General features: G+C 55.9%; 18 protein-coding genes. 11 read left to right on the plus strand and 7 right to left on the minus strand.

From position 1 onward, the window contains the following. The first annotated feature begins 29 nt into the window (after window positions 1-29). The 7 genes from ACFQDM_RS00305 (at window position 30) to ACFQDM_RS00335 (ending at window position 8,181) form a co-directional block, all read left to right on the plus strand. Entirely contained in the window at window positions 30-1,715 is a 1,686-nt protein-coding gene (locus ACFQDM_RS00305) for an outer membrane protein assembly factor BamB family protein (RefSeq protein WP_377373945.1), read from the plus strand. Between the two features lie 115 nt (window positions 1,716-1,830). Then, window positions 1,831-3,438 carry an outer membrane protein assembly factor BamB family protein gene (locus ACFQDM_RS00310; RefSeq protein ID WP_377373948.1) on the plus strand — a complete coding sequence of 536 codons (1,608 nt, stop codon included), beginning with the start codon at window positions 1,831-1,833 and terminating at the stop codon, window positions 3,436-3,438. 549 nt (window positions 3,439-3,987) lie between these two features. After that, complete coding sequence (locus tag ACFQDM_RS00315) at window positions 3,988-4,245, plus strand: YjhX family toxin (RefSeq protein WP_377373950.1); 258 nt, start codon at window positions 3,988-3,990, stop codon at window positions 4,243-4,245. Between the two features lie 115 nt (window positions 4,246-4,360). Beyond that, window positions 4,361-5,182, plus strand: coding sequence for a hypothetical protein (locus ACFQDM_RS00320; RefSeq protein WP_377373953.1), 822 nt, complete (start codon window positions 4,361-4,363; stop codon window positions 5,180-5,182). Continuing rightward, complete coding sequence (locus tag ACFQDM_RS00325; RefSeq protein ID WP_377373956.1) at window positions 5,179-5,919, plus strand: hypothetical protein; 741 nt, start codon at window positions 5,179-5,181, stop codon at window positions 5,917-5,919. The genes ACFQDM_RS00320 and ACFQDM_RS00325 overlap by 4 nt, the downstream gene beginning before the upstream one ends. After that, the gene (locus ACFQDM_RS00330) at window positions 5,916-6,638 is read left to right on the plus strand and encodes a hypothetical protein (RefSeq protein ID WP_377373957.1); all 723 of its coding nucleotides are present in this window, start codon (window positions 5,916-5,918) and stop codon (window positions 6,636-6,638) included. Before ACFQDM_RS00325 ends, ACFQDM_RS00330 begins: the two co-directional genes overlap by 4 nt. 121 nt (window positions 6,639-6,759) lie before the next feature. Further along, window positions 6,760-8,181, plus strand: a complete 1,422-nt coding sequence (locus ACFQDM_RS00335) for a M20/M25/M40 family metallo-hydrolase (protein ID WP_377373960.1) — start codon at window positions 6,760-6,762, stop codon at window positions 8,179-8,181. 4 nt (window positions 8,182-8,185) lie between these two features. On the opposite strand, the gene ACFQDM_RS00340 is transcribed toward ACFQDM_RS00335, so the two are convergent. Further along, the gene (locus ACFQDM_RS00340; protein WP_377373961.1) at window positions 8,186-9,550 is read right to left on the minus strand and encodes a serine hydrolase domain-containing protein; all 1,365 of its coding nucleotides are present in this window, start codon (window positions 9,548-9,550) and stop codon (window positions 8,186-8,188) included. A gap of 188 nt (window positions 9,551-9,738) precedes the next feature. On the opposite strand from ACFQDM_RS00340, the gene ACFQDM_RS00345 reads away from it, so the two are divergent. Beyond that, window positions 9,739-10,512: a hypothetical protein gene (locus ACFQDM_RS00345; protein ID WP_377373963.1), complete on the plus strand. Its 774-nt coding sequence runs from the start codon at window positions 9,739-9,741 to the stop codon at window positions 10,510-10,512. 88 nt (window positions 10,513-10,600) lie between these two features. On the opposite strand, the gene ACFQDM_RS00350 is transcribed toward ACFQDM_RS00345, so the two are convergent. From ACFQDM_RS00350 to ACFQDM_RS00360, 3 genes are read right to left on the minus strand one after another with little or no spacing between them, the layout of a single operon-like run. After that, window positions 10,601-11,662: a zinc-binding dehydrogenase gene (locus tag ACFQDM_RS00350; protein ID WP_377373966.1), complete on the minus strand. Its 1,062-nt coding sequence runs from the start codon at window positions 11,660-11,662 to the stop codon at window positions 10,601-10,603. 10 nt (window positions 11,663-11,672) lie between these two features. Beyond that, the gene (locus tag ACFQDM_RS00355) at window positions 11,673-12,470 is read right to left on the minus strand and encodes an SDR family NAD(P)-dependent oxidoreductase (protein WP_377373969.1); all 798 of its coding nucleotides are present in this window, start codon (window positions 12,468-12,470) and stop codon (window positions 11,673-11,675) included. Between the two features lie 20 nt (window positions 12,471-12,490). Next, the gene (locus ACFQDM_RS00360) at window positions 12,491-13,030 is read right to left on the minus strand and encodes a cupin domain-containing protein (RefSeq protein WP_377373972.1); all 540 of its coding nucleotides are present in this window, start codon (window positions 13,028-13,030) and stop codon (window positions 12,491-12,493) included. Window positions 13,031-13,187: 157 nt separating this feature from the next. Here ACFQDM_RS00360 and ACFQDM_RS00365 point away from each other — a divergent pair, with 157 nt between their 5' ends. Beyond that, a complete protein-coding gene (locus tag ACFQDM_RS00365) occupies window positions 13,188-13,838 on the plus strand; it encodes a TetR/AcrR family transcriptional regulator (protein ID WP_377373974.1) in 651 nt (216 codons plus the stop codon). A gap of 6 nt (window positions 13,839-13,844) precedes the next feature. On the opposite strand, the gene ACFQDM_RS00370 is transcribed toward ACFQDM_RS00365, so the two are convergent. After that, a complete protein-coding gene (locus ACFQDM_RS00370; protein ID WP_377373977.1) occupies window positions 13,845-14,480 on the minus strand; it encodes a DUF1579 domain-containing protein in 636 nt (211 codons plus the stop codon). A gap of 137 nt (window positions 14,481-14,617) precedes the next feature. Here ACFQDM_RS00370 and ACFQDM_RS00375 point away from each other — a divergent pair, with 137 nt between their 5' ends. Beyond that, a complete protein-coding gene (locus tag ACFQDM_RS00375) occupies window positions 14,618-15,220 on the plus strand; it encodes an exopolysaccharide biosynthesis protein (RefSeq protein WP_377373979.1) in 603 nt (200 codons plus the stop codon). A 16-nt stretch (window positions 15,221-15,236) separates the two neighbouring features. Here ACFQDM_RS00375 and ACFQDM_RS00380 read toward each other — a convergent pair whose 3' ends face one another. Further along, window positions 15,237-16,046: a putative zinc-binding metallopeptidase gene (locus ACFQDM_RS00380; protein ID WP_377373982.1), complete on the minus strand. Its 810-nt coding sequence runs from the start codon at window positions 16,044-16,046 to the stop codon at window positions 15,237-15,239. A 27-nt stretch (window positions 16,047-16,073) separates the two neighbouring features. On the opposite strand from ACFQDM_RS00380, the gene ACFQDM_RS00385 reads away from it, so the two are divergent. Beyond that, the gene (locus ACFQDM_RS00385) at window positions 16,074-16,274 is read left to right on the plus strand and encodes a hypothetical protein (protein ID WP_377373985.1); all 201 of its coding nucleotides are present in this window, start codon (window positions 16,074-16,076) and stop codon (window positions 16,272-16,274) included. A 50-nt stretch (window positions 16,275-16,324) separates the two neighbouring features. Here ACFQDM_RS00385 and ACFQDM_RS00390 read toward each other — a convergent pair whose 3' ends face one another. Then, the gene (locus tag ACFQDM_RS00390) at window positions 16,325-18,199 is read right to left on the minus strand and encodes an acyltransferase family protein (RefSeq protein ID WP_377373986.1); all 1,875 of its coding nucleotides are present in this window, start codon (window positions 18,197-18,199) and stop codon (window positions 16,325-16,327) included. Window positions 18,200-18,353: the final 154 nt, after the last annotated feature.

Below are 18,353 nucleotides of genomic sequence, written 5' to 3' on the forward strand. Positions count from 1 at the left end.
CTCCAGTTGAGTAGTGTTGGGGTAAGTATATGAATCGTTTTGTGTCGACGTTGGCTGTGGCAGTTTCGGCTGGCCTCTTGGTTTCCTGTTCCGGTGGCGGCGGGTCTGGAAGCGCTCCCACTCCAACGCCTACACCAGCGCCAACTCCAACGCCTACACCTACACCTACACCAGTTTCGCTAACACTGACACCATCGTCGGGTCAGTATATTGCCGTTGAGGGAACCAAGGTTCTCGATTTTTCTGTGACGGCTAAAATTGAAGGCGATGTTGATGGCGCAGAGTCGCTCGACGTTGATTTCGACGAAGGTATGTTTCAGCTGCCGCTTGGCATTCAGGATTTGGGTGCCGGTGAGTTCAAGCTCGAATTCAAGCTTGTTGATGGGATTGAATTCAAATTCGGGACCCAAAATGGCGAAATGAACTTTCGGGTTTGTGAAGATAGTCCGTGCAACGAAATCGTTCCGAATACCGAAACAAAATTTAATTATGTCATCGATAGTCCGTTCGCGGATTGGACTAGTGTTCAACGAAATGCCTCCCATAATGCCTATGTTGCAGCCACGTTGGATCCATCGAAATTTGTGCAGGCTTGGAAGCGGTCCCTCCCTGATGAACAGAACTTTACGACGCTCGCATCCGGTGCTGGTCGGATATATCTGACTGAAACGGTTCGACAGGACCCGCCATTTTTTTCAAAGCAACCACTTCGAATTTTTGCGCTCAACACTGAGGATGGTGCGACCGACTGGGAGATCGTGCCGGGGCCCGACAGTGAGGGGCAGTCAGGAGCAGCATTCGGAGGCGGCAAGGTGCTTGTGAAGGCTGGCTTACCCGGTCGCGGCGTTATTCTTTTTATTGATCCAGAGACTGGCGAGTTCGATTTCAAGGAAGCAAGCTATCGAACCGAGGCAACTTTTTTCTACGGTTTGACGGCTTATGAAGATGATGTGTTTGATTTGCTTTGGAATCTTACCGGTACGGTCGATTCCATTAGTATTTCAAACAGGTCCCTTAATTATAGCCGATCGCTTGGCAACGGTACCTGGACGGGGCGTGGACAGGCCGTGGCGGCAACTGACGAAAGCGTTTTTGCGTTTTCAGCCTCACGGTTTAACCAGATTGACCGGTTGTCCGGGACAATAATCCGCCAGATCGAAGACCCTCTGGCTCCGTTCAGAACTTATGATTTCGCTTCAGCAATCATGGCGATCGATGACGATAACATTATTAGTTATACCGGAACTGGAGGGAGTTTTGCTCACTTTAGTCCTCGGCCTACATTTTTAAGACCGATTGTCAGAGTAAACTTCGTGTCGGGTGACATCGAGTGGAGAACTCAGGGAAGTTACTTAACTCGCTTAGCGCATGCGAACGGCGTCGTTTATGCGGCAGGTCCGGAAAATGATCGTATGGATGCGATTGATGCGACAACCGGTGATGTGATTTGGTCGTGGCCGTTGCCTGCCCAGGCCAATTCCTTCAACTGCAATATAATGGTGACGGACAATCTGGCGTTTCTCAGCACAGATGAGGCTGTCTATGCCATCGATCTGGCGACAAGGACACAAGTCTGGAAACATGATGCGCCTGGTTGTGTATCAGTTGCATCCAAGGACAAGCTGATCATTCAGGAAGGTGTTGTTCCAGCAACCGGAACTCAGAATTACTTTCGCAGCACCGGGGTCATCACGGCCTATTCCGTATCGAATTAGTTCAGGACGTGAGGCGCCTTAACTCCGTTCTAAACTTGTGTTTTACGGCGCCTCTATAATTTTAGAGTACTAGAAAATGTCTATAAAGCACTCAGTTTCTTTTATCACATCAGCCATGGCACTAGGGTTTTTGGGGGCGTGTTCTGGTGGCGGAGGTGGTTCGTCTGCGCCGACACCAACACCAACGCCAACTGGCTTGCAGGTTGCGATGCCTCAGGGCGGGAGTTTTAAACAAGTCGAAGACGATACGAATTTTACGTTCAGCTTCGATGTTAGTGTGACGGGATCTGCGACTGGTTCAATCATTCCCGACGTTGAATTCGACACGTCTTTGTTGGAACTGAATGGCGGCATTCAAACGGTTGGGAGTAATAAATATCGATTGTCATTCTCTCTGCTCGGGAACCCGGCCTTGGCAGCAGGTTCCTACACAGATGCAATCAAGTTCCGCCTGTGTGCAGATTCAAATTGTAATTCGGTGCATCCGAATACAACAAAGACCTATACCTTTGACTTGAAGGTTACCCTCAAAAACTGGGAAACCTATCAAAGAAACCCCTCTCAAAATGCTCATGCCAACCTCATAATAGCGCCGAATTCTATTTCGGAGGCATGGTCGTGGCAAAGTGATGGGTTTGGTTTCCTGACGCCACCTGTCGCAGAAGGCGAACGCATTTTTATCGCCGAACAGTTTGCTCAGAATACAGGCTCTAGCGTGGGTCAGAATGTCATGTATGCGATAAATGCGACGAACGGCACCGAAAGCTGGCGCCGCGATTATACGGGGCAGAACGCGATTGGTGCGCCAGCGGTTTCTGGCGGTTTGGTCGCCTTTGCTGTGCAGGAAACATCTAGCGAAAATCTTCCGCTTGAGCTTTTAAATGCATCAACGGGAGCCGATGTCCGCACGTTAACAATTGCGTCCCAATGGTCGAAATTCCTGCCGTCGGTTTTTTACGACTCTGAGATTTACACTGCTGCTGGTTATTTCTTTGACACGGTTTATGGACACGATGTTTCATCAGGCGGCTTGCTTTGGGAAACTAAAGGCGTTCCGGCGACTGGAATTTCCAATATGGAAGCGCCTGCTGTAGATGGCGAAAACGTATACTATTATTCTGGAAACTTGGAAGTATTCGACCGACTGACTGGTGTCAGAAAAGCATCGATTGTTGACCCCTACTACGTTTGGGGAGGATATGACTACGTTTCGAGCCCAATAATTGGTTCAGATCAGAACGTGTTTGCTTATAGCAGCTCCCTTTCGATCGGAGAGCACTTTTCTGCGAGATACCATAAAGGGCGACCTCTTGTGAATTTCTCGATCGTGAATGAAAGTGTTCAATGGGTAACGAGCAATAACTATTTCACTCAGCCTGCTTTCAATGGAACGCACCTTTTCGTTGCCAGAAATGAACCTTCCAGTCTGGATATGATTGATCAACAAAATGGTGACGTGGTGTGGTCATGGACGCCGCCGACTGGTTCTGAAATATTCGAGTGCAACACAATCTCAACCAACAACGCTGTGATTGTAAGTACGGATCAGAATGTCTATGCAGTTGATATTGCTACAAAAGATATTCTGTGGACCCACCCACATGGCGGGTGTTTAACGCTTGCGCCAGAGGACTTGTTGCTGATCACGGAAGGGAAGCGAACTCTCCCATATGGTAATTTCAAAAGTACCGGACGCATGGTTGCATATCACCTGTTTGATTGAGTTGTTCTTGGGATGCAAAGCATTGGGGTGTTTGCGTACTGGCCTTTGAAACTCGTGCCTTTGCAGGAATGAGTGTGTTGTTTTCGTTTTGCTCGGACGCTGATCCTCACCTCCGGTGAGGGCGTCTGGCGCCTGCGCGGTCGCCTATGTGGGTGGCATGTATGAAGACTGAGGTAGTTGGGGGCAAACGAAGCGGACCCGACGCTTGAGGTGTGTTTGTCGGATCCGGTCTAGGACCTTGATCCGACCTACTTCCCTGTGAAGGCAGGAATACTAACTCCTGCCAGGAGAGGGACTTACCTTTGCGTCGCTTGTGATGAGCAGGACCCGAAACATACAGCCGAGCAAGAAATCCCCCCCTGACAAACGCGCCGCCATGCCCTATATATCCCGCTCCAACGGAGCTTTGATGCATTTATCACTAGAGATTGTCGGTTAGCCCGAAGCTGAGCTTTCAGCGACGGGCAGAACAGATACGAGCCGCCGCCGGTGTTCCGGCTGGCGTATGTCTGTTTGCGGCTTTTGCCGCGCAAACCGGAATTCTCAAACATGGATATCTCACGCGCTGAACAGCGCATTCTCCATCTGCTCGCACAGGGCGGTCGGATCGAGAAACTCAAAGACGACAATAACGACCTGATCTATGAATGCTTCACGCGAGATGGCTGGCGCTATCCGCAACTGGACACACATCTGTTCCGCAAGCTGAAGCGCAAACGTGCCATCGCATCACGGGGTGGCAGGCCATATCAGATCACACGCCGCGGGCTTCAGCTCGTGCGCGCGCAGTTCGACAATTGCGGCTAGGTCGTATGTGCCTTGAGACTGGCCCTGAGAGCATGCTCTCAGGGCTTTTTCGTGAGGTTTACCCGTTTCACGGCTGAAAATTTAGACGTTCCCGTCAAAGTATGCATAGGTTTAGGTGGGCGGGGAACTGAGCAATGCAGAGCTTATACGAACGGAGCGGTCAGACGGAGCGATTGCAGTGATCCTGCGCCGTCTCGCCACTTCCATCCGCAAGCAGGACTGGTTCGCCGTCGTTATCGAAACGCTGATCGTTGTGATGGGTGTCTATCTCGGTATTCAGCTCGGCAATTGGAATGAAGCACGTCACCTGAACGTTCAGAAGGCAGCCGCAATTGACAGGCTGCAGGATGAAGTCGAGGAGGTTGTCGGCTTCGTCGCCAGCTTTACCGAAAATTTCGAACAGCGAAATCAGGAGCGTGTTCTGGCTCTGCGGTGCCTTGATGGCGGCAGTTGCGACGAGCTTGATAGCGTGACGTTCGAGTTTGCGTTGAGGTCTGTCACCGTAGCGCCGTCGGTGACACCGACCCGGACTGTGTATGACGAGCTCATCAGTACGGGACTTTTTGCAGAGCTCGGTGATGCGCAGATGCGGGCGGCGGTGGCGAGTTACTATTCCCAGATCAACTACATGGCCGGACAGACCGATTATGTGCGTGAGTTCCTGCTGCGCAGACCTGAAATCACATCCTTTGAAGGGGTCTCCAGCGTGTTCGATGAAGCTGCGCCGAGGCAGCGTCGAATTGTTTTCGATACCGAGACGCTGGTCCGAAATCCGGATTTTTTGGAGCACGTCCTGTTCGGTCACCAAAGTCAGCTTGCGCTGACCGAATGGTGGTCAGGCACACTCGAAAGCGCGGAAAGGATGTGCGCGGAGGTGGCGCGGGTCTCAGGGCGCCCCTGTGAGCCATCCTTCGTGGGGAAGGTCGAAAGTCCATGATCCTTCAACGCCTCGCGACATCCATCCGCAAGCAGGACTGGTTTGCCGTCGTCATCGAGACGCTGATTGTCGTGATGGGTGTATTTCTGGGTATCCAGCTCGGCAACTGGAATGCGGCGCGTCTCAATCAGAATGAGGCGCAGACTGTTAAGGAACGCCTGCAGTCAGAAACCGAGGCCGTTCTGTCGGAACTGGAAAACTACACGGCCTTTCACCGTGCGAACTATCTGGAGACGTTCGGCCTTATCAAATGGATGGAAGACGAGGCTCGCTGCGGGACGCTCGATGATCGGATCAAATTGGCGATCCTGGCTGTTGGTGATTTTCCGCCTCCACGCTTCTCACTGCCGACGGCGGAGGGGCTGGTCGAGTCCGGGCGCATGTCCATCCTGTCACCGCTTAGCGTCGAGATGGCGACACGCGACATCGCCAATGAAATGAAGTTCATCACACAACAATGGCAGCGATATCTCGTTACCAAACAAACCGCGGAGGAACTTTATTACCAGGCTGGCATGTCTCAGTCCGATGACCTGAATCTGATTGTGGATGAGTTTGAGGATCGAGGAAAAATCGACCTCATCAGATTTCGCACACTTGAGAGGGTCTGTAACAATCCTGAGCTTGTCGCACTGGTCTCCAACTCAGCGCAAACGCAGACCTATTACGTGATGTATCTGGAATCCGTCGCCAATCGTCTGAACGCCTATCTGGAAACGCTGGAGGCTTCCGAATGATCCTGCGTCGTCTCGCGACATCCATCCGCAAGCAGGACTGGTTCGCCGTCGCCATCGAGACCTTGATCGTTGTGATGGGTGTCTATCTCGGTATTCAGCTCGGCAACTGGAATGCGGCTCGGGCGCAGCGCGCTGAGGGTGAAAGACTTGTTGAGCGGCTCTATGAGGAGATGACAATCTCTCTCGAGAACGAGGCCGATTGTTTGACCTATATGCAGGACAACCTCCATCGGGCGAGGGGAATCTTTGAAGCATTGAGGACCCGGCAGCCAGGCGAGGGCGGCGAGGACGCGTTTCGCAAGCGGTTCCTGGAGATTGGCGCGTGGACAGACCTTTGTCCGATACGAGCAACGCTTGACCAGCTGCAAGGCGGGCAGATCGCACTGGTCGATGATGCGAGGCTGAAAGATCAGATCCTGCAATTCGCCGATTATCTAGAAGGTAGCGACACGAGCATCGCGAACCTTGGCAGCGTGTATATGGGTGCGTTGGGGGAGGTTTTCACAAACGTCGATTTCGCCTGGGATGATGGCTCGCGCAGGCTTCTGACCAGCTTTGACGAAGCAGCGGATAATCAGGCTCTGATGAGAGAGCTTGAGACGGCCACTTTCACGATCGCCATGATGTTGAGGTATCACGAAGCGTTCAATGCCGAGTTGCACAAGATGCATGCGGTGCTGGCTGAATACCTTGGTGACGGCGAGGAGGCGGGTGAGTGATCTCGCGCTCAATGTCCTGTCGATGCGAAAACCCTGGCGTGCTTTTCGATGGCGTTTTGTCCGGTGGGTGCTAAGCTTTTCAAATGATCGACCTGTCACGTGTCACGGAGAAATGCCACTCATGCTGAAATCGCTTGCTCTTGCCTCTGCCATGACACTGGCCGTTCTCAGTCCGGCTGTTTGTGCCGATGATCTCACACCTGCCGAGGCGAAGGCCCGCGAGATCTATCAGAATGTTGTCGAGATCCGCTCGGCGCGCGGTCAGGGCAAAGTGCCGGAGGTGGTTGATTATCTGGTCAGCGAATTCACAGCGGCAGGCTTTGCCGAAGACGATATCGCCGTCACCGAATATGACAGTGAAGGCGAAACCGTCGAAGGGCTGATGGTGTGGCTGCGCGCCGAAGACCCGGTCGCCAAACCCATCGTGCTGCTGGCGCATATGGATGTGGTCGACGCGCTGGAAAAAGACTGGGTGCGCAAGCCGTTTCAGCTGGTCGAGGAAGAGGGCTATTTCTTTGGCCGTGGGACGTCTGACAACAAATACGGGCTGACCAATCTGACCCAGACCTTTCTGCGCCTGAAGCAGGAAGGCTATGTGCCGAGCCGTGATCTGGTGCTGGTCTTTTCCGGAGATGAGGAAACCAGCATGACCTCCACTATGGCGCAGGCAAAATGGGTGGCGGACAATATCGACCCGGCCTTTGTGCTGAACTCGGATGCAGGCGGGCTGACGCTGAACGAAGAAGGTGCGCCGGTCGATTTCATGGTGCAGGGCGCGGAGAAGACCTATGCGACCTTTGAAATCACGGTGAAAAATCCGGGCGGCCATTCCTCGCGTCCACGGGCTGACAACGCCATTTATGAACTCGCCGACGCGCTGAAAGCCATTGAGGGCTATAAATTTCCGGTCAATGAAAGCAAGCTGACGCGCTCTTTCCTCGGCACGGCGGGGCGCAAGCGCCTGGACCGGCTGGGCTGGGCGATGCGCACCTTCTCTGAAGACCCGACGAATGAAGAAGCGATCGAACTCCTGCGCAAGGACCCGTCTACGGTCGGCACAATTGGCACGACCTGTATCGCCACCATGCTGCGCGCGGGCCATGCCGAAAACGCCTTGCCGCAATCTGCGACAGCGACCGTCAATTGCCGGATCTTTCCAGGCGAAGGCGTGGAGCTGACCCAGTCACGTCTGGAAGAGGTGATTGCCAATGAGGACGTCCAGTTCGAGATCATCGGCGATGTGACCGAGACGCCGGAATCCGGCATGCGCGAGGATGTGCTGGCGGCGCTCTCCAAATCGCTCGAAGCGCGCGGCTTCGATGAGGTGGAAATCGTGCCGTACATGTCATCCGGCGGAACCGATGGCATGCATTATCGCGGCTATGGCTATACCACGCTCGGTATTGGCGGCAGCGGCGCCAAACCGAATGACACCTTTGCCCATGGCCTGAACGAGCGCAAACTGGTTGACCAGTTCTATGGCGGGCTCGACCATTGGATGATCATTCTGAAAGACCTGAGCGGCGACGCCGCTCAGGACTGACGGCTTACTCCGCTTCAGTCGGCGCGGCGTATTCTGTGCCGGCATAGACGGCGTCGTGGAAATCCTTGTGCAGGGCGCCGTCAAACGGGACTTTCTGCACCATCATCACGGCGGTCATGTCGTTGACCGGATCGACCCAGAAGAAGGTTGAGGCAAAGCCGTCCCAGTAAAACTCACCGAGTGGGCCGGACAGGCCCTCGGCAGACTGAGCAGGCTTGCGGCGCACGGCAAAGTCGATGCCGAAGCCGAGATCTTCCTCGTTTCCGAGCGTGTTGACGTTGTCCATCGGCCAGTCGAGATGGTCTGTGGCCATCAGCTCCACGGTTTCCGGCTTCAGGATTTCGACGCCCTTATAGCTGCCGCCATTGGCGAGCATCTGTGCGAAGGCAACATAGTCATCAATCGGCATGACAAGGCCTGCGCCGCCCGTTTCGAGCGGGTGCTCCTTGTTGTTGTAGGCATAGAACATGTCGTCTTCCATGCGAACGAGGCCGCCTTCCGGCGCGGCGGAATAGCCTGCAGCGAGCTGGTCAATCTCTGCCTGTGTCAGGAAACGGCTGGTGCCGTCCATGCCGAGCGGCGTGAGGACAGATGCCTGCAGATAGTCATGGAAGGACTGGCCGGAGAGTACCTCTACCAGGCGTGCCTGCATGTCGACGGCAAGGCTGTATTGCCATTGCGTGCCGGGCTGGAAGTAGAGCGGCAGGTCTGCGACTTCGCTTGCCATCTGTTCGAGGGTCTTGTCATCGCTGAGCGGGTAAACCGTCCAGTAGAGGCCGTTCAGATAGTCATCTTCAGCAGGCTCGGCATAGACGCGATAGCCGAAGCCGGCTGTGTGCGTCAGCACGTCAAGAATGGTGATTTCGCGCTCGGCCGGGACGAGGATGGGATCACCGTTTTCATCGAGCCCTTCAAAGACCTGCATGTCTTCAAAGCCCGGAATGTATTTGGAGAGCGGATCGTCGAGCTGGAACTTGCCGTCTTCGTAGAGCGTCATCAGGGCAACGCCGGTGACAGGCTTGGACATGGAGTAAATCTGAAAGAGTGTGTCTTCACGCGACATCGGGGTTTCGGCTTCCCGATCTGCCATGCCAACGACTTTGGAATAGATCTCCTCGCCATTCTGGTGAATGACGACAATCCCGCCTGCAATGCGCTCTTCTGCCACGGCGCTTTCCAGCAAGTCCGTGACGGCCTGCGTGTTCGGCTGGAAGCTCGCCGCTTGCTGTGCTGGCGTGCCTGTCTCTGTGACAGGAACAGGCGTTTCTGCGGGCGGCGCTGTTTGCGTATTTTCCTGCGCGCAGGACATGAGCGCGAGCGACAGGGCAAGGGTTGAGACCAGACCGGCGTTCTGACGATTCCAAACCATGGGTGTTCTCCTTCGTGAATTGAAAGCGTGATGGGCTGGCGCGATTTGTCGAGCCGCGTGGATCAACTATCCGTCTCGCGGTCAGTGGGACGCATTTTTTGCAGCGGGGCATGTCCGGTTTCTGCGTCCGATTGTGTGGAGACTGATGAAGGGCCTTCACAAGGTCGAAGGAATCGGGAGCTACAGATATGAAATTCAAGAGCATGACAGGCGCTCTGGCAAGCGCGCTTATCCTTGGTGGCGCCGGGCTGGCTGCCAATGCCGCGCCGCCTGAAATGACCGCGTCTTATGTCGGGCAGGGCCAGTATGCCTGGGAAAACAAGACCGTGCCGGTCACCATTCGCGGCTCAGACAAGAAAATCCGCATTGATATCGCAGCTGAGGATATCGGCGCGCCGACCGGGTCTGCGGTCATCATGAATATGGAAGACAGCACGTTTTACACCTTCCCGACGGGCAATGTGCAGCCGCCCATGCGCATGGCGATGACCATGACAACGAGCCCGACACCTATGGCGGACGAGTTCGCGACGGAAATCGGTCGCGACACGGTCGCGGGCATGTCCTGCACGATTTACAGCTATGTCCAGCAGTCCGAAACGGGCGAGGTGGAAGAGTATAAAAGCTGCATGACCAGTGATGGGATCTGGCTCAACAGCGTCAGCGGTGACGGTGATGTGCTGTTTGAGATGAGCGAGGTCCGTCGTGGTCCGCAATCGCCGGTGCTGTTCGAAGTGCCTGCTGGTTACAAGGTGATGAGCCTCGATGACATGGGCAGCATGATGGGTGGCTTTGGCGATCTCGGCATGATGACCGAGGGACAGACAGGCGCCGAAAATCCGTATGTGAACGACAAGGCAGGCCAGATCCAGGAAGAAACCGGTGATCAGATCGAGGATCGGCTCGATCAGGAACGGCGCCGGGCCGTCGACCGCGTTCTGGGCTCAATCTTCGGAAACTGACATCCAAACCGGCTCGGGTGGGGCCGAGCGCACGCGAGGAGGCTGCCGGGCAACTGGCGGCCTCTTTTTTTCGTCTGGCTTTATCCTGTCAGGCTTGGGGATTGATCAGGATCTTGATCTCATCAGGATGCTTGGCGAGGGCATCGAAGGCGCTTTGCGTCTCTGCCAGCGGGCGGCGGCTGGTGATGAACAGTCGCGCGAGGTCTGGCTGATCGGCAATGGACTGCATGGCAGCCTGGAATTCCAGTGGCCGGTAGGCGAAGCTGAACTCTATGGTGAGCTCGCGGACAATGCCTTCCAGTGGCGTAACGGTTTCCTGATGCGGGCAGACGCCGACGACGATGATGTGACTGTGCTGGGGGGCGACGGTCACGACCTGATCCAGCATGCCTTTGACGCCCGTACACTCGAAGATGTTGGCACCGGGCGGCAGCCCCCTGAAATCACGCTCCAAGAGCGGCGACATCATGGATGGCGTGAAGCCGAGCTTGTCCCATTTGTCGAGCGCAGAGGTTTCGGCTGGATTGACGATGAGATCAGCGCCGAGCTTTTCAGCGATGGCAGACCGTTCCGGCGACAAATCTGCTGCGAGGATCGGGCCGCGTCCCTGTTGTTTGAGCGCGAAAATGGTCGCAAGGCCGACCGGACCGCAGCCAATCACCACATTCGGCCCTTTGTTGCGGCTGGCCAGATTGGCAGCATGCAGGCCAACGGCGAGGGGCTCCGTCAGGGCGGCAAGGTCTGTTTCCAGCCCGTCCGGCACGGCGAAGCTGCGCACAGCATCCACACAGGTCAGACTGGCAAGACCGCCGCTGAACTCTGGGGAGAGACCAATGGTCTGGGGCATGTCATGGGCATGCGTGAAGGGGATGGAGGTGACAAGATCGCCGACCCGGAAGGCGGTTTCGGTCGCTTTCGGGATGTCGACGATTTCGGCGCAGAATTCATGGCCCGGCACGATTTGCGGCAGTGCGTCGCGATTGGCCGCTGGCACTGCGTCTTCGGCTTCTGCCATCTGCTTTCGCAGGCTCAGATCGCTGCCGCAAATGCCGGTGTAGAAGGGTTTGACGAGCAGTTTGCCGGAGCCGGGTTCGGGATCTGGCAATGTTCGCACATCGATGGTTTTGCCTTGCATAACGGCAGCACGCATGAGCGGTCTCCTACATCAGAGCTTTTGGATCATCGACAAAGCGTGCGACTTCGGGCTGGCCGGTGCAGGCCGTGGTGCCGCCATCCGCCACCATGATGGTGCCTGTGACATAGGACGCATCATCGGAGGCAAGAAACGCGACGACGCTCGCCATTTCCTCGGGCTGGGCAGCGCGTCCCATCGGAATGCGGCTGGTCCAGTCTTCGGCAAGGCCCGGGATTTCCTTTGTCGCGGCAGTGATCGGCGTATCAATCAGGCCGGGGCAGAGCGCATTCACGCGAATGCCATCGCGGGCATGGTCCATGGCGAGCGCGCGGGTGTAGTTCACCACCCCGCCTTTGGCTGCGTTATAGGCAGCAAAGCGGTAATCCCCGCCCAGACCAGAGATCGAGGCTGTGTTCACGATGGACGCGCCCGGCGACATGTGCGGAATGGCGTGGTGACAGGCATAGAACACGCTGTGCAGATCCACCGCGATCACCTGTTCCCATGTCTGAGCCGTCATCTCTACGCTGGTGCCGAAGCTGCCAATGCCGGCATTGTTGAAGAGGATGTCGATGCGGCCATGCTTGTTGACGGCTGTCTGGATCAGCTTGCCGATGTCATCCATCTTCGAGACATCGCAGGTGACAAATGTTGTCTTGTCTGCGCCGAGTTCATCAACCATGGCCTGACCGGCCTCTGCATTGATATCAGCCAGGACGAGCAGGGCGCCTTCGCTTGCAAAAAGACGTGCGGTCGCGGCACCGATGCCAGATGCGGCACCGGTGATGACGGCAATCTTGCCGTCAAAACGGTTCTTGGACATTCAATAAACCCTGATCCTGATTAGTTGCGTGTGCTTGGCGGGACTTCGTCCGGCCAGACATCCTGTTTGTCAGCGAGAACGCCTGCGATTTTTTCCCAGATGCCGACGGACTTCGCGAGAAACTTGATGTCGAAGTCTTCTTCGTGGCGAAATTCCAGGACTTCCACACCCTCGGGGCCCGGCGTGTAGCGATACGCCTTGTCAGCGCCGACGAAAAAGCCGTCGCCTGCGCCCAGTGTTTCATTACCAAGCTGAAGCGTGCCTGCGGTAATGTAGTAGAGGCAGTCGGCATTGTGGGTGTGAAGCGGAAGCGGGAAACCACTTTTGAACCACGCATAGGTGAGGCTGAAGCCTGGTCGGGAGAACAGGCATTTGACGATATTGCCGCCGTCTTTGGTGGTCGCTTCCACCGTCAGCGCGATGCCTTTTTCGATTTCGGGCGTCATGCCCGCAGGTGTCATATGCCCTTCTTCGTCCAGAGTTGGGGCTGTTGCTGTCTTGAAAATCTCGAAACCGCCGGCATTGGACGTGGGTTTACTGATGGTTGTAGAGTCACTCATTGCTTTCCTCCCGGGAAATGATGCTTTTTGTCGGGCTTATTTTGCCCGTTTTGTTATTCACGCAGCGTGTCAGAGGAATTTAAGTTAGTCAATACTGACTAATATGTCGTTCTGAGTTGACGTTACGGGCGGATGACACAATAACCAGAACGTGTCTTTGAAGTCTGCAGCCCAATCCCGTTCTTTCGAAACCACCCGGCGTCGGCGAAACCGTCAGGGTGAGGCGACGCGCGCGCTTTTGCTGGAATCCGCGATTACCTGCCTTCATGAGAAAGGCTATGCGGCAACCTCTGTGGACGCCGTCATGAGTGTGGCCGGTGTCAGCCGCGGCTCTGTGCTCAACCAGTTTCCGACGCGTCTTGATCTGATGATCGCAGCCGCAGAAGGCGCAATGCGCGCCATGATGGCGCATTCTGCTGAGCGCCTGAGCGAGATCGATGATCCGGAAGCCCGTCTTCGCGCCATGTTTGACGTGGCCTGGGAAGCGCAAGGCAAAAAGGAAGGCACGGCGATGACGGAGATTCTGCTCGCGTCCCGCTGGGATACCGATCTGGCGGCTGGTCTGCGTCCGATTGCCGAAGTGATTGAGCAGGAAATCGATCGGATCGCGCTGGAAAACGGTCGCGCGGCGGGTGTATCCGATCTGGAAGACTTTCGCCTGCAGCACCGGATCCTGATCCTGTCGCTGCGCGGTATCACGATCGAGACATCCTATGATGCAGACCGCGAGATCATGCGTCATGCGCTGGAAAGTCTGCGCAAATCCTACAATCGGCACTGCGACCGGCAATTGGGACGGATTGCCTGAGGCGGTTTAGTCGGCCTGATCGGGATTGACCGGGTCACCGGCGGGCCAGTCGGTGTCGCCAACGCGTTGCAGATCCATCGAAAAGGTTGACCGCACGGCCTGTCCGTCGCGCTGGAGCTGGCCGGTCTCCTGCCAGCGGCCATCCTTGATTTCCGCGCGGTAGACAATGCGGGCATCAGGGCCTGCAGGTGTTGCCCAGGCATAACCATCCTCGGCTGGAACGACCGGAAATGTACCAGCATGCGTGCCGACATAATTGCGCATCTCCCAGCGATTTTCCGGACCTGTTGGGGAGATAATGGCAAACGTGTTCAGCGCGACCTCGCCATTGGCTTTATAACCTTTGCCCTCAATGACAACGGCCTGGCCATTCAGAATGGGGCCGACACGTTCGGTCTGTTTCAGCGTGTAGATATTGCCATCAGGCGTGGCGCCGGTGGATGTGCCGACCCATTCGCCGAACATGAAGGCAAGCGGGTGCTGCGTCGTCGCTTCTTCCTGAGGTGTCGTGTTTTCTTCGGTCAGAAGCGCATCGCGGTCTTTCAGAAGATCCGTCACGGGTTTTGGCTGCGTTGCCTGTGCCAGAGCCGGAGGGGCGAGCGCGAACAGGATCAGGCTGGTGGCAAGCAAGCGATGTTTCATGAACGGTGTCTCCCTCTGTCGCGGGCAAGAGAGCGCAGAATGGAGCAGCTTTCAACCACGCGCAGCAGATCGGGCCAGTTTGGAACCCTGGCGCTCAGATGGCGTTCAAACTGGCAGGCAAGGGAGCGCGGATACGCATGGCTGACACACAACCACTCGAACATGTTCTTGAGACCGCTGCAGAAGAGGCAGAGGGCGAGAAGGTGTCTGTGGGTGATCTGCTGGACCTTTATTCGCACCGCTCTTTCGGCCCGATTTTCCTTTTGCTTGGTCTGTTGACCGTGGTGCCACCGCTGGGCGGTATTCCAGGGCTTCCGGCAGCCGTTGGCGTGGTTATTCTGCTGTTCTCCCTGCAGATGATCTTTGGCGCCGAGCATATCTGGTTGCCGGATTTCATCGAGAAACTGTCGATCAAGAAAGACAAGATCGAGACGGCAAATGAAAAGTCCAAAGGCGTCCTGAAGTTTATTGATCAGCTGATCACGGAAAGACTGGAATGGGCAACCAGCGGGCCTGCCAAATATGTGGCAGCCATTCTGGTGTCTGTGATGGCGCTTGCGATGATCCCGCTTGAGCTGGTGCCGTTTGCCGTTGCGATTCCGGGCACAGCCATCTGCATGGTCGGTGTGGCGCTGCTCGCGCGCGATGGTGCACTGATGCTGCTCGCTTACGCGCTTTCGGCGATCGCGATTGGCGTTCTGGTCGTGTTTTCTCCACTTGGAAGCTGGCTGGGCTTTTAAAAAAGCCCATCGCGGATCAGTCCGCGTTCTCGAGCTCACCGCTGCTCGGAACCGAAGCGCCGGAGAAAAGCCATTTGTGCGCAAAGCGCATTTTCTTTCGAACATTGGGCGACACCACAAACGGATAGATATCCTGAAGGCCCATGGACCGGTTCATGTGGTTCAGTGCGATACTCAGTTCCAGCGCCTGATGGATAACCGCCTTGCTGTCGGTTTCCCTGTAAGCATCATATCCAAGGTCGGGCACATCATCGGCCTGCAGCTTGACGGCGGAGGCACTGTCCAGAATGTCTGTCAGATGCATGACATGCGCCGTTGTTTCGGCCCAGTCTTCATGCGGGTGGCTGGTGGCATAGCGGGTGATGTGGTTGACGCCATAACCTTCCGGAGCGCCTTTTTCATAATAAGACGAAATCGCTGCGCCATAGTCTGTGCGTTCATCACCAAACAGCTCGCGGAAGTCTGACAGGAATTGTGCATCATGACTCAGGCGCACAAACAGGAAGTGCGCGATTTCATGCCGGAAATGCGCAGTCATGGTCCGCAGGCGTTCAGAGAGATCCTCGCGGCGCTTGGCGCGCTCTGCCGGGTCTGCTTCTGCGACATTGATGGTGATGAGGCCGTTGTCATGGCCCATAATGACCTTGGCGGGGCCGGCTTCGGTTTCCTCTGCCAGCATGTGAAAGCGCGGCATTTCATTCGGGTCGTTCGCCGTAAACCAGCCCCAGCGGGACAGATTTGCCAGCACCCATCGCTTGGCTTTTTCCGAGGTCTTCCAGAGTTCAATATTGGTGTCGTGGAATGTGTCGGGGATGACTTTTGTCATGTGACAGGACCGGCATAAGCCGTCGTCATGTTCAGCCTGCCAGTTGCAGTCAATCTCGCTGCGATTGGCGCAATGGGGCGCATCCTGCGTGAAGCGCTGATGGGCCGGGTCGAACACGACCTCGCTGCCGCACCCGCATCGCAGATTGCTGAAAAAGACAGCTTGTTCACAGACAGGGCATGTGAAGATTTGCATATTCGGGTGCTTTCGGTTTCTGGCATGAATTAACGGCGATCAACGCGTTGCCGGGGCGTCTGGTTCCAGAGCAGGTGCCGGGCTTAGTCTGCGGCCAGAATATCGGGAAACTGCTTAACAAGCCATGTGGAGCCTTCAATGGTGAGATGGCTCTCATCAAAGGTCATTGGAGCGCCCTCCGGCGTAAACAGTTGGCAGGATGCCTTCGTATCGCATCGCAGGTCCACCGGATCGATCACGCGAATGAATGCCTCTGTCCCCAGCCGTTCCAGAAGCTGTTGCCGGACATCAAAGGGCCAGGCTTTCAGATTTTCATTCGAGAGGCTGGTTAGTGTTTCCAGCGAAGCATCCGTTGCTGAGGCGTATAGTGTGCTGATACCGGGACTGTATTCTGGCATGGGCGTGACCAGCCAGACCGTGATGCCCAGCTCATGCATCCAACGGGCGGTTTCAATCGCGTTCTCAAAGAAGTCCGCATTCCAGCGCAAGGCGATGATGGCGTGATCTATATCCTGCCAGATATCGCTGTCGAAGGCGGCGTCGCGGATGGCGTCACACTCAGGCTTGCGATTTTGAAAGGCGAGCAGAATTTTGCATCCGCCGTCGGTGATGGTGAGGATATTCGCGTCCTGCCAGCGGGCTTTCACGCCTGGGATCAAATGTTCCCCATGGCTGTCACCAAGGATGAGCAGAGTTGGCGCGTCCTGATCGGGCCGATCGAGACAGATCGAGAAATTATTTTCCTGACCGGGCAGGCGCTTCTGACAATTCAGGCTGAACCATGCGAGTTCATTCCGACTGCGAGACAGCATGGTTGTCATGTCATCTGCGCCCGATCGACCTATTCCGGCTGAGTAAAGGTTTGATGCGCCAAAGGACACGGCCAGACCCAGCACGGAAAAAGCGGCCAGAAATACGAAGGCGCGTGCCGGTGACTTTAATATGCGACCAAAACGGATTGGCTTTTCAAGAAGGTGATAGCTCAGCGCTGACAGGGCGATACTGAAGAGGATGGCCGCTGTGGTGGCTCGCCAGTCATGCGGCGCGGTCAGTCTGGCGAGGACGAGCAAAGGCCAGTGCCAGAGATAAATCGCATAGCTGAGGCGGCCGAGATAAGTGACTGGTGAGAATTCCAGAAGTCTGCCGACAGGATCGCTTTTCGCGCCGGACGCAACGAGCAACAGGCAGGTGCCCACAAAGATTGGAAGTGCTGTCAGGCCCGGGAAGGGGGTTTGTGATGTATAAAACACCGTGCAGAAACTGATGAGGATCAGGCCTGCGAGGCGCGCGAGGGCGCTTGGCCATCCGGCGGGCAAGCGAAGGGCGGAAAGGCTGAGTGCGGCCCCGGCGAGGAGCTCCCATGAGCGGAGCAAGGGATTGTAAAAAGCCTGTGCGACAGCGCCGCTTCGTAACACCAGTTCAGCGCTCACGAGCGACGCGATCAGGAGTAACAGCGTGATGGGCAGCATCAGTCGTTTTCTGCCCACTTTCCAGAGCAGGAAGAAAACGACCGGCGCGACCAGATAGAATTGCTCTTCAACGGCGAGCGACCAGGTGTGAAGCAGCGGTTTGATGTCAGCGGCTTCGACGAAGTAATCACTCTGCGCCAGAAAGACGAAGTTACTCGTATAGGTGGCTGCGCCAATCAGGCTTCGTGTGAAGAGGTCAAAATCTTCCGGCAAGAGCCGGACATAGGCGATCAGCGTCGCGACCAGCAGCACGGGCACCAGCGCAGGCAGGAGCCGACGAATGCGCCGCGCCGCAAAATCTGTAAATCGGAAGCCATGCGCTTCCAGGCTTTGCGTAATCACGCCAGTGATCAGAAAGCCTGAAATGACGAAGAAAATATCGACGCCGACATAGCCGCCGCCGAAAAACGGCAGGCCCGCATGGTAAGCAACGACCGTTGCCACGGCGATGGTGCGCAGACCATCGATATCGGAGCGGTATTTCAGCATACGGATCGGGGTGTTTCTTCAGGGCTCATTCAGGCGGCTTGATTTGTGACGGGTCGCTTTCTCTCGCAGGTTATCACCGGGGCAGCTATCCCAAATCCTGCAAAAGCACGTCTTTCAGCCTAATATCCTAGACGATAAGCGAATTAATCCCTTT

Source organism: Ponticaulis profundi, from assembly GCF_042659465.1.
Classification (GTDB): Bacteria; Pseudomonadota; Alphaproteobacteria; order Caulobacterales; family Hyphomonadaceae; genus Ponticaulis; species Ponticaulis profundi.